We start from the raw sequence: 11,623 nt of genomic DNA, 5'->3' as shown, positions 1-11,623 counted from the left end.
GAAGGCCACACTAAAGCGCCTCTTTTCGGAAAGGACGCTAGCACTGCACGTCATCATGTCGTCATATTTTCTTATTATTATTCGTGACACAATTTTAGGGTTCGTGTATTTTGTTCACCTTATGAACGTCATTTAGGCCAAAGGGATCGGGCCGGCCTCAACGATATGCCTCGACCACCAAAATCGCAAGATACCTCCTTTCAAGAAGAGCTTAAGCTCCGTGTGATGCGTGTGCTTGAAGCAAACCCGTCAGCGACTCAGCGTGAAATCGCTAATGAGCTAGGCGTAAGTCTAGGTGGTGTTAATTATTGCATTAAGGCGCTGGTTGAGCGTGGTTTGGTAAAGCTAAATAACTTTGCGAAGTCTGATAGGAAGATGGGGTATGCCTATATCCTTACTCCGGATGGGGTGAGCGAAAAGGCTAAGATAACAGCACATTTTTTAAGAAGAAAAATGGAAGAATATGAAAAACTGCAGCAAGAAATAGAACAGTTGACAGCAGAGCTACAAGAAATTAGGTAAATTTGAGTTTGTGAAAAAGTGAATATTATGAAAAAAGCATTAATCACCGGTATTACGGGTCAAGACGGTTCTTATCTGGCCGAGTTTCTTTTAGAAAAAGGTTACGAAGTCCACGGTACCAAGCGTAGAGCCTCTTCATTTAATACCGAGCGTATTGATCATATCTACCAAGACCGTCATTCAGAAAATCCCAATTTTTTCCTGCACTACAGTGATTTAAGCGACACCTCTAACCTCACGCGCATTATCCAAGAAGTTCAGCCAGACGAAATCTACAACCTCGGCGCGATGAGCCATGTGGCGGTTTCTTTCGAGCAACCTGAATATGCGGCGGACGTAGATGGCATTGGCACCTTGCGTATTCTTGAAGCCATCCGCCTATTAGGCTTAACCGAGAAAACTCGTTTTTACCAAGCGTCTACCTCTGAGCTTTATGGCTTAGTTCAAGAAATCCCCCAAAAAGAAACCACCCCGTTTTACCCGCGTTCACCCTATGCGGTAGCCAAACTCTACGCCTACTGGATTACCGTAAACTACCGAGAAGCCTATGGCATGTATGCCTGTAACGGCATCCTGTTTAATCACGAGTCCCCTCGCCGTGGTGAAACCTTCGTTACCCGTAAAATAACCCGTGCACTCGCCAATATTGCCCAAGGCTTAGAGAAATGCCTCTACCTCGGCAATATGGATGCACTGCGTGACTGGGGGCATGCCAAAGACTATGTGCGTATGCAATGGATGATGCTGCAACAAGAACAAGCAGAAGACTTTGTTATTGCCACTGGCAAACAAATCTCGGTGCGTGAATTTGTACGCATGAGTGCCGCAGAGCTGGGGATTGAATTGGAATTCTTTGGCGAGGGCATTAACGAAGTAGGGCGTGTGAGCGCGGTTTCCGGTGACAAAGCCCCTTCCGTAAAAGTGGGCGATGAAATTGTTAAGGTCGACAAACGCTACTTCCGCCCTGCGGAAGTAGAAACCCTGCTGGGTGATCCATCCAAAGCTAAAGCCAAACTGGGTTGGGTGCCAGAAATTACCGTAGAGCAAATGTGCTCCGAGATGGTGATGGAAGACCTGGATAAAGCCAAACGCCATGCTCTGCTTAAAGGTCATGGCTTTGACGTTAGCGTACCCCGCGAGAATTAATCATGAGCAAACAGCGCATCTATATTGCTGGCCACCGTGGCATGGTGGGCTCAGCCTTGGTTCGTTTGCTGGAAAAAGATTCCAACAACGAAATCATCACCAGAACCCACGCCGAGCTGGATTTAATAAACCAGCAAGCCGTAAATGCCTTCTTTGCCGAAAATAAGATCGATCAGGTCTATCTCGCTGCCGCCAAAGTAGGGGGCATACATGCCAATAACACCTACCCAGCGGAATTCATCTATGAAAACCTGATGATTGAAAGCAATATCATCCATGCCGCATATAGCAATGGAGTAAAGAAACTTTTATTCCTTGGCTCATCATGTATCTACCCAAGAAATGTAGAACAGCCTATGAAAGAAGAAGCGCTTCTTACAGCAACGCTTGAGCCTACGAATGAACCCTACGCCATAGCCAAGATCGCGGGCATAAAACTTTGCGAATCCTATAACCGCCAATATGGTGTGGATTACCGCTCGGTTATGCCCACAAATCTGTACGGGCCTGGTGATAATTATCATGCAGAGAACTCTCATGTAATTCCGGCATTACTTCGAAGGTTTCACAACGCGAAACTAATGGAAGACAGTGAAGTTGTTGTTTGGGGTAGTGGAACTCCGATGAGAGAGTTTCTGTTTGTTGATGACATGGCAAAAGCGTCAGTATTTGTCATGAGTATCGATCGTGAAAAATATTTGGAAAGCACTGGTTCGATGTTATCGCATTTAAATGTTGGTGCCGGAAGCGATTGTTCGATCAGAGAACTTGCTAATAAAATCGCGTGGACAGTTGGTTACACTGGGAGAATTGTTTGGGATAGAGGCAAGCTTGATGGAACTCCAAAAAAACTTCTTGATGTGACAAAAATCAATAAGCTTGGCTGGCGTTCTGAAACGAAACTGGAGATAGGGCTAAAGTTAACATATGAAAACTTTATTTCAGCCTCTGAAAATAGAGAATGAAATTTAAATATATGAAGTAAATTAATATTTAAAAAAGCCTATAAAATCTAATTTTCTAAAATGATAAATGCGTGCGATATTAAATTAAAAGCGAGGTGTAATTTGGTCGATGACATAAGTAAAGATTTTTATGATGTGCAGCAATTCTTTATGAATGTTGGCGTGGAGTTTTGGATCATGAGTGGTTCTGTGCTTGGCGCAATATTAGAAGGAGGAATGCTTTCAGGAGATCGCGATATAGACGTCGGAATTTATGAAGTCGATGCAAAGAAGATTAGAGAAAACTTAGGTCTTTTAGAGTCGATTGGATTTAAATGTAAACAAAGGCTTGATCCACTAACATTTGAATTAAAAAACATGATTACCCTGGAGAGGAATGTGCCTATTGATATAAAGATTTACACAAAAAAAAATGATAAATATGTTAGAAATATCCACAAGTCAAATGGTATTTTTTCTGGTCTTTTGTGGGAAATTATTGATTTGTATAGTGTGGTAGCTGTGAATGAACAGTCAGCTCTTCAAAGAAGGCTCCCATTAATTTCCCGGATAATAAGTGCTCTTGGGAAATTTACTCCAATGAAGATCAGGGGGTTAATTGTTCGACTGATGTGTAAAATTTGGTGCGCAGGGAAAGTCGAGTACGGTCATGAGGAAGTTAATAAAAAATATATTGACGAAAAAATAGAGCATGTTTTTTTGGGTGTCCCGGTGAATATACCAAGAGATTACCATGAATATTTAACTGAGGAATATGGGGTGGATTATTTTATTTCTAAAGAAGATTATAGTAATAAGGGTGGTTGGAAAAAGAAAAGCCACAAGGTAACATCAAGATATTGCTATTCAAAATAAAAAACAAATTCTCGAATACGAAAATTTATATATGAAGAAAATTTCAGGGTATATAACGCTTTTCTACGAATACGTCAGAAATAAAAAACGTCTTCTTAGGTCATTGCCTATACATGCCAGACTTCGTGCGAATGATATAAGAATACCGGTAGGAAGCTACATACATCCAAAGGCAAGAATAAAAAGAGGCGTTCGAATCAATGCAATTTCATATGTCGGCGAGTGTGATATAGGGGAGTATTGTGCAATAGCGGGCCCAATACAAATAAGAAGTTCTAATCACGCAATTCAAAAATTAGCTTTTCAGGATCACTTTACAAGAAATATAGTAGAGCTATCGAGCGGTAACTCTGGAATTAAAAAATCAGGCGGGGTTGTTTTAGGGGCGAATTGTTGGGTTGGGACTAATGTTACATTGCTGGATGGGGCAAGTGTTGGGCATTCATCAATAATAGGGGCTGGCGCTGTGGTAAATCGACGGTTTCCTCCTTTTTCAGTAATTGGAGGGGTCCCTGCTCGGTTAATAAAAGAAAGATACGATTTTGAGACGAGAAAATTGTTAAATAATTGGCATTGGTGGGAGCTTGAGCGTCACGAATTAAAAATGGCTCAAGAGGTCTTTGAGCTGGATTGGAGTTTGGATCCCCAAATGTTTAATAGTAAATTGATGGAATTTTTTAAAAACAACGAAAAAAAATGGTGAAATTTTTTGTCAATATCCGTAAAAGTCAAGAATTTTTTAAATGTTGAAAAATCTGTTTGTATTTTCATTGTTGGGTGGGGCGGGGCAGCTAGTTACGTATTTTTCTTTAATTATATTCAGTGAATTATTATCTAAAGAAAATTTCGGAAATTATGCGTACCTATTAAGTATAATTATGATTATTTCTTCGGTGATTGGTTGTCGGTATGAAATAAGCGTAATAAAACATGGTAGACAAAATGCTAATTATAAAATGCTTCCGTTGTATATTTCCCCGCTCGTAATAGCATTGTCTGGCTCTATCTTGTTAATCTTCCGTTCAATACTTAATGTCGACTTAAGCGATATTGCAGTGGTTTTGGTTTCTGCTTTAGGATTTTATTTGCACGTTTGGCTGTATAGTATTTCAATAGTTAGTGATGAAATTAGAAGCGCAAGAGTCGCGGTTTTTTTGAAGCCAGTATTTGCTGCTATAGGGCAGTACTTTTCGATTATATATTTTGAAAATATCTGGATTGGGTTGGTTGCGGGACTTTATATAGCTTTAATTCCTTACAGGAAGGTTGTGAGGAAGTTGCTCTTTCCAAAAGTAAAAGTTGTGTGTGGCATAATTTTCGAACAAAAAGATGTGTTCCTATTTTCGCTTCCAACTACAATCTTGGCGGCTGTTAATGTTCAGGCTTTGACAATTTTTTTTGGGGTCGCTTATGGAATGGAGTCTGCAGGATATTACTTTTTGGCTAACAAGCTCCTAGAGGCGCCATTAAGAATTATTCAGCAGCATCTGGGGCCAATGTTAGGCCGTGACTTCTGTAAATCACAAGATAAAATTAGCTTTTTTATAAAAAGCGCGTTAGTGGTATTTATTGCTGTGATCATATATGCAATATTTGCCTACATTTTTTTGACAAAACTACCGCTTAATAAGGTCTATCCTTCTTTGGAAAATATTGAGCCGTATTTTATTCCTGTTTTGCTAATCACGATTTTCCGATTTTCTGTATCTCCATTAGTTGGGCTTTTACATTACGATTTAGGTTCATCTGCATTAAGAAATGGGATTACTATTTTTTTTGGCACTATTGTAAGCCTTTGTTTGAGTTGGGTTGGTGTAAGGGATCCCGTTCAAATGATCTGGATCTATACAGCAGTTATCGGTGTTAGCTATTCCATTGTATTTGGTGTTTCGATGAAAAAAGTAATTAATTATTACAGTGTTAATAATTGATAAAGGCGGAATGGATGATTATACATATAGGATTGCCTAAAAGCGGTACGACGTTTCTTCAAACGCAGGTACTACCATTTCTTGAGAATTACCACTACTTCGGAAAGGCTCCCAGTCACAATGTCGTAAAAAAGAACTCCTTAAAAGTTGAGGTCGAGGAAAATCAAAAAGTCACGGAAGTGTTTGACCGAATTTGTGGTCGTAATGAACTCACTTTTGACGAGGAACGATGTATTAATTTGCTTGTGGGGCTTAATCTTAATGGTGGTATTTACAGTGAGGAGTTCATTAGTTCGGATAGGTTCACAAAATATAGTATTGTTCAAAAAATAAAAAATTTAAAATTGATATTTCCAGAGGCTAAAATACTGATAACTTATAGAGACCCATTGTCCATGGCAATGTCAACGTACAATGATTGGCCCTATTCAAGAGATGGCGGTCAAACGACAAGGATATCATTTGAGGACTATGTTGAACGGATGTTTGATATGGAAGTTAATTCATTGGCTCTTAATTCATTGACTAGAATGATTAAAAAACTCTATAAAGATTTTAGTGTGAAATCTTTAGACTCCATCATTGAGGAGCTAGAAGATGGAAAAATCATCTTGTTTTCTGAGGCGATTAATGTTGATCGGCATGTTTTTATTAGGCAAAACGAAAGTCCAAATAAGTTTGTAAATGTTTATCGTTACTATCGTAGTAGGTGTGTACCGAAGCGCTTAGAGTTTATTAAAAGATCAAAGATGCTAATTTGGCTGGATGATTTATTTATAGGTTATTTAACTAGTAAAACAAAGGTCAGGACATTAAAAATAGAGGATGTGGATGATGTTGTTATCGATAAGATAAAAGATATATTCGAGCGATAGTTATGTTAAACATTTTGACGGTATCTTACAATTCAGAGCGCACTATTTTAGACTCCCTTGAAAGTGTCGATAAATTACCATTTAATAAAAGACATATTATCCAAGATGGGGCTTCAATTGATGGAACGCGCGATGTTGCGTCGCAATTTAAGGCTGAAATATTTGTTGAAAATGATTTGGGTATATACGATGCCATGAATAAAGCTTTTAGCCATGTCAATAGCGGAATAGTAGCTTACTTGAATTCAGATGATTTCTATATCCAGGGAAGTCTACAGCGTGTTATGGACGAGTTTGATAGTGATGCAGATTTAGATGTTGTTTTTGGAAATGTTATCTATACTGGAAAAGGTGGGGTTTTTGTTAGGCGAATATCTCCACGAGGAATCGTCGATGGAAGGCTGAATGGCTATCAAATACCTCATCCCGCTTTATTTGTTCGTTTTGATGCATTAAGGAAAGTAGTGGAAAGAAATGGATATTTATTCGATAAAAGTCTAAGAATATCTGCTGATTATGAGCTCCAGTGTCAATTAATTGAGCTACTCAAGGTTAAGTGGAAATACATTGATCTTGACATTGTCTCAATGAGATTAGGAGGGGAAAGTACCGGTAGCTTCAAAAGACGGTTATTAGGCTGGAAGGAGTGTTATAACATACGCAAAAGAAATCAACTAAAGTCGCCATTATGTGAGATAGTTAGAAAGGTTATAAGGAATGCTAGTGGTTTTTGAAAATTTTCAAAGATTACTTTTGCTGATCTGTGCATTTATATTTTCGTTTGATGTTGAAGTTTTTTCTGAGATAAGGCTTGTAGATCCTTTATTTATCCTTTTCCTCGTTATATCGATAAAGCATTGGGTGAAAGCCTCGTTTATTTTGGTTCTTGTCAGTGTTTATTTGTTGGCTTTGTCATTTTTACACTCGGTAGTGTCCCATGATGTAGGTAGTTTGTATAGGGCAGGGCATTTTTTTAAATATCTATTGATTTTTATTGCTTTTTTTTTCTTATATGAGTCTAGGCTGAGATTTAAAATAGCTCTTTTTGAAATAAAGTATGCGTTTTTAGTGGCTGTTCTGTGGATCCCGCTTTACCATTTTTTGCGCATAGAAGGATATATTCACGGTGGGTATCGGCCTGTCTCACCGTTCTCTACTGATTATTTTGCAAGCGACGCGCATTTGCTCGCTTGCAATCTATCTATAATACTCTTTTATTTTAAGGCTATTTACAATGGTTCTGACATTAGTCGTTCAGTTTTTGTATGGCTAACCATATTTGCAATTTTCCTGACGGGAAGTAGAACGGGTATTATTGGTATTTTTCTGGTTTTCATGCTCAATGGTAACGCAAAATCCATATTATTGGGTCTCTGTGCTATTTTTGTTTCATTGGTATTTTTTCTTCAGCTTTCAGACTTTGTTTCATCTGCAAATTTGGATGAAAGCCTAATAAGGGTTGTTGATCGCTTTTCAAAAATTGATTTCTCTACTGATGGGTCAGCATTAGGTAGGATTGATAAGCTAAACATCGCTCTTGGTGAGATCCAGCACTATTTCTATATCATTGGTGTCGGTGTTATGGGGGCTGGCATGACCTTCTACGATGGCCTAGTTTCAATACTTCTTGTACATGGAGGTTTTGTTTGGCTCGTTTTTGTATTCGGGGCATTGTTATTTTTTTACGTCTCATTAAAGGAGAAAGAAGCTCGGAACTTATTAGTAATATATATTTCTCTAAATATGATTACTGAGTATATTTTTGTAAATAGGTCTTTGATTGTTTTCGTCATAGTAATGTTTTATGCGATTCGCGGACAGAAGGAGGGCGATGATTGCAATGCGTGTAGATAAATCAGTTGTTATATATCTAGATTTTAAAGGCGAAGAGAAAGTGGTTTTTAAATCATTGTCCCAAAATCCTGGTATTGGCGGGACGCAGTATGTATCTGTTCTTTTGGCTGATGGTTTGAAACGCTTGGGTTGGGATATTACCATTGCATCTAATCAAGTTGTTTTTTTTGCCGATAACAATTTTGAATTTGTAAACGTAAAATCCTATTCTGATTTATTTGATATTAGCAAAGAAAAAAAGTTAATTATTTCCGGTGAAACACACAAAAAGATCTGTCCATATACTCTCTCGAAATATAAAAAATATCTTGCGTTGAATCTGGTGGTTTGGCTTCATCACCCGTATTATTATTATGGTGTAAATAGATATACTGCTAGGTCGTTTGTTTCTTGTGGTTTTTATGCGTACCTGTCAAATTGCGCCTTAAGAAGCGCTAATAGTGAATATATAAGGAATATTGTTGTTGGTTCTGTGCGTGAGCGTGCGCGTGAGTTGTCTCCAGATAAAAATATTAAATTGTTTCATATGAGTAACCTGTCGAACTATAAGGGTTATATTGATTTCCTAAAGATATCTGATTTTTTGGCTAGTGCTGGGTTGAATATTGAATGTCATATAGTTGGCTCCCCCTTTTTGTACGAGCCCATGAGTAAGAAAAATACGGATTTTGTTTCCCATCAAAATTCTTTAATTGACCTTAGATTCGTCAGTCAAGAACAAATATTTTATTATGGAATACTGGGGGCTGAAAAGTACGATGTTATGAGTGCATGTGATTTTGCAATCTTGAATTACGCTGGTCGTACTGAGGCTTTTCCAGCTAGTATGCTTGAAGCTCAAAGCGTAGGCTTGCCAGTTCTTGTTAAGTCGAATTATGGAAATACAGAGTTTACAACAATTGTTGTTAGAGATTACGAGGATGTTTTAAATATAATAAGGCGTTCTATTGATGATGTTGAATATTATTCAAATCTATCCAAGAAAAGCATTGCTTCATTCATTAATTTCGAATCTCAGAATCATGTAACAATGAAGCGGTGGGAGTCGTTGTTGTTGGATAGTGGCGGCTTATTGAGTGAGGCCGGATACTCGTCATACCCTTTCATAAAGGGTTCCTATTTGGTCTTTTTTTTGTCATGGGTGGCAGTGTTAAGAGCATTTTTTTTGAATTTCGTGAAAAAGGGTTGAGTTCGAGTTATTGAAGGTTATCGACTTTATCTGTGGTTTATTTGTTGTTGAAATGAAAATATTATCCTTTTTCTTCTTCCGATTCTGGTAAGCAATCTGTAGATTGCTCTGTATTTTCATTCGATCAAATTTATTTCTGTTTAAAATTATATTGTGGTATTTTGAATTTCTATGTCGTGGTTTGATAGTGTTAATTGATGTGGTGGTTAATCTATTGTTTTCCTTAGATGTATTGTTGTCATTTATTTATTATGGCTCGGAGGAGATTTGTGAAATTATCTATAGTCATGGTTGTAAAAAACGAAGCTAAATATATAGAAAAAACGATACGTTCTATCCCTTTGCACCGATTGTACGAATTGATTGTAGTGGATGACGGTTCGGAAGATGAAACTTTCTCTATCGTACAAAATTATTGCGCTAAGAATATTTCTATTTTCAAAAACCCAGGTGTAGGTAAGGTCAGTGCAACTAACTTTGGATTTTCAAAAGTTAAAGGAGATTTTGTTAAGTTTGTAGATGGTGATGATTTGATTGTTACTCATGCCTTTGAGCGTTTTCTTGATTTGGTTGCTGATGTTAGGCCAGATGTTATTTTGCATGATGCTTTACTTTTGGATGGCAATGATCGAGTCATTGGTAAATACCACATACCAAGTCATATTATTAATAGTGATAGTAAAACATTTTTTAAGCAAATGTATTCTGTTCCTAAATGGGCTTGGACATTTAGTACTGCATTTTTTAATAATATTGTTTACCCAATGCCAGTTTCGATACCTTATGAAGATCAGTGGTTTTCCTTAAAAGTCAAGGAAAGTGGGTGTGAAATTCTGCTTGACAGATTGGCTTGTTATGGTTATCGACAGCATTCCGGGCAGACCTTTGGTGGTATTGAGAACTTTAATAAATCTAGTACTGTTTGGCGCGCTAGGCGACAAATTCTTTTTATAGAAGCGTTTATAGAGGCGAGTGGATTGAATGAAATTGAAATATTTGACGATGCAATTGTTTATAATAAATTTCTTTCAGAGCGCACTTTTTTATCATACTTAAAACTATTAGCTTCCTATAATTGGCAGTTTATTTTAAAGGGAACAATTATATTTAGCCCGAGGTTTTATAGGATTTTGCAGCGACTGAGTTGGTCAATGCAAACTCGCATTACAATCCCCCGTTAATGTTTTGTTTTGCGGGGGGATTACAGGGGATTACATGGCCATGTGGCGGTTTAGTAAAAGTAATGGAATTACGGAGGGCTTCCGCAACAAAATGGAAATGATGACACGACGAGCGTATGGTTTTAGAAACTTTGAAAATTACAGATTACGAGTGCTGGCCCATTGCGGATGGGACGGTGTGATTAACAGGGTGAGATGAGTGCTATCCCCCGTTTATGTTGTAGAGCCCAACCATCGTGCGGACGTAGCTATCGCCCCGCTTCGTTATACCAAATAATCGGTCATGCCCTCCGGTCGTATGTTGCCTAGGTATGACTCCGAGTGCTGCGGACACGTCACGTGTACGATTAAACTGAGTTCCATCGCCTATCCAGCTGCACAACACACTTGCGTTGACTGGACCAAAGCCAGGTGCCTCTTGCAGGCGATTAATATCGGGATCGGCTTTGGCTTCGAGATCAAGTTGTTGGTCATATGTTTGGTGGAGCCGGGGGGATTTGAACCCCCGTCCGTCAGTCCGCCACTCAGGGCTCTACATGCTTAGAATCCGTCAATTGATTTAACCGCAAACAGCCCGACGGGCAGGACGTAATTGGCGATTCCGAGTTCAAAGGTTTCGCGACTTGGCCTCAGACATACCGCCTCGCTAGCTTGTTCTATATGACGGTCACTTCGTGTTTACAAGCATCCACTTATGACCGCTAACGGGGTTTAAGCCGCTAGAGCGTAGTTGTCGTCGTTGGCAACTATAAGTTAACAGCTTTGGATTTACGTGATTCGCTGTCATCACGGCATGCACTCAAGAGCTTTGTAACCGGCGTCGAATCCATATCGGCCCCGTAAAGCTAAGTTGCCATTGTAACCTGCTTGGCCCTGTCGCGCACTATCCGTGTTTACACTGTACTTTAATATTCCCAACTCTATAATGCGGTTTGATTTTGTATTGGCCTCGCGAAAGGGATTGAGGTTGACCTTTCCCCCGATTTTAGAACCATGACCACGATGAGATTTCCAGTTAACCTAACGGGATGGAGATCTCAGCATGAAGAAGCGATACAGCGACGAACAAATCATTAAGGCCATCAAAGAGCATGAGGCCGGCGCC

At 38.8% G+C, this 11,623-nt stretch carries 12 protein-coding genes, 1 other RNA gene and 1 pseudogene; 12 read left to right on the top strand and 2 right to left on the bottom strand.

Annotated elements, in window-relative coordinates; genetic code table 11:
- The first annotated feature begins 165 nt into the window (after window positions 1-165).
- From IB286_RS14010 to IB286_RS13955, 12 genes and pseudogenes are all read left to right on the top strand, one after another.
- Window positions 166-522 carry a MarR family EPS-associated transcriptional regulator gene (locus IB286_RS14010; protein ID WP_190766593.1) on the top strand — a complete coding sequence of 119 codons (357 nt, stop codon included), beginning with the start codon at window positions 166-168 and terminating at the stop codon, window positions 520-522.
- Between the two features lie 27 nt (window positions 523-549).
- Window positions 550-1,668 carry a GDP-mannose 4,6-dehydratase gene (gene gmd, locus IB286_RS14005; protein ID WP_190766591.1) on the top strand — a complete coding sequence of 373 codons (1,119 nt, stop codon included), beginning with the start codon at window positions 550-552 and terminating at the stop codon, window positions 1,666-1,668.
- A 2-nt stretch (window positions 1,669-1,670) separates the two neighbouring features.
- Window positions 1,671-2,633 carry a GDP-L-fucose synthase gene (fcl, locus tag IB286_RS14000; RefSeq protein ID WP_190766589.1) on the top strand — a complete coding sequence of 321 codons (963 nt, stop codon included), beginning with the start codon at window positions 1,671-1,673 and terminating at the stop codon, window positions 2,631-2,633.
- Between the two features lie 60 nt (window positions 2,634-2,693).
- Window positions 2,694-3,488, top strand: coding sequence for a LicD family protein (locus IB286_RS13995; RefSeq protein ID WP_317889769.1), 795 nt, complete (start codon window positions 2,694-2,696; stop codon window positions 3,486-3,488).
- A 31-nt stretch (window positions 3,489-3,519) separates the two neighbouring features.
- A complete protein-coding gene (locus IB286_RS15650; RefSeq protein WP_190766585.1) occupies window positions 3,520-4,191 on the top strand; it encodes an acyltransferase in 672 nt (223 codons plus the stop codon).
- A 40-nt stretch (window positions 4,192-4,231) separates the two neighbouring features.
- Window positions 4,232-5,419 carry a hypothetical protein gene (locus IB286_RS13985; protein WP_190766583.1) on the top strand — a complete coding sequence of 396 codons (1,188 nt, stop codon included), beginning with the start codon at window positions 4,232-4,234 and terminating at the stop codon, window positions 5,417-5,419.
- 14 nt (window positions 5,420-5,433) lie between these two features.
- Window positions 5,434-6,294: a sulfotransferase domain-containing protein gene (locus IB286_RS13980; protein WP_190766581.1), complete on the top strand. Its 861-nt coding sequence runs from the start codon at window positions 5,434-5,436 to the stop codon at window positions 6,292-6,294.
- A 2-nt stretch (window positions 6,295-6,296) separates the two neighbouring features.
- Window positions 6,297-7,028, top strand: coding sequence for a glycosyltransferase (locus tag IB286_RS13975; protein WP_190766579.1), 732 nt, complete (start codon window positions 6,297-6,299; stop codon window positions 7,026-7,028).
- Window positions 7,018-8,148: a hypothetical protein gene (locus IB286_RS13970; protein ID WP_190766577.1), complete on the top strand. Its 1,131-nt coding sequence runs from the start codon at window positions 7,018-7,020 to the stop codon at window positions 8,146-8,148. Before IB286_RS13975 ends, IB286_RS13970 begins: the two co-directional genes overlap by 11 nt.
- Window positions 8,126-9,337, top strand: a complete 1,212-nt coding sequence (locus IB286_RS13965; RefSeq protein ID WP_190766575.1) for a glycosyltransferase — start codon at window positions 8,126-8,128, stop codon at window positions 9,335-9,337. Before IB286_RS13970 ends, IB286_RS13965 begins: the two co-directional genes overlap by 23 nt.
- Window positions 9,338-9,606: 269 nt before the next feature.
- Window positions 9,607-10,518, top strand: coding sequence for a glycosyltransferase family 2 protein (locus IB286_RS13960; protein ID WP_190766573.1), 912 nt, complete (start codon window positions 9,607-9,609; stop codon window positions 10,516-10,518).
- Between the two features lie 28 nt (window positions 10,519-10,546).
- A pseudogene (locus IB286_RS13955) lies at window positions 10,547-10,717 on the top strand (transposase); the annotation flags it as partial.
- A gap of 3 nt (window positions 10,718-10,720) precedes the next feature.
- Here the strand turns inward: IB286_RS13955 and IB286_RS15830 are convergent.
- Both IB286_RS15830 and ssrA read right to left on the bottom strand, forming a co-directional pair.
- Entirely contained in the window at window positions 10,721-10,942 is a 222-nt protein-coding gene (locus IB286_RS15830) for a transposase (protein WP_223826421.1), read from the bottom strand.
- A 55-nt stretch (window positions 10,943-10,997) separates the two neighbouring features.
- Window positions 10,998-11,357: a transfer-messenger RNA gene (gene ssrA / locus IB286_RS13945) on the bottom strand.
- Between the last annotated feature and the right edge of the window lie 266 nt (window positions 11,358-11,623).

Origin of the sequence: Spongiibacter pelagi (assembly GCF_014705705.1) — a bacterium.
Taxonomy (GTDB): Bacteria; Pseudomonadota; Gammaproteobacteria; order Pseudomonadales; family Spongiibacteraceae; genus Spongiibacter; species Spongiibacter pelagi.
The sequence above is the reverse complement of the archived record's forward strand: the minus strand, read 5'-3'. Positions and strand labels throughout refer to the sequence as shown.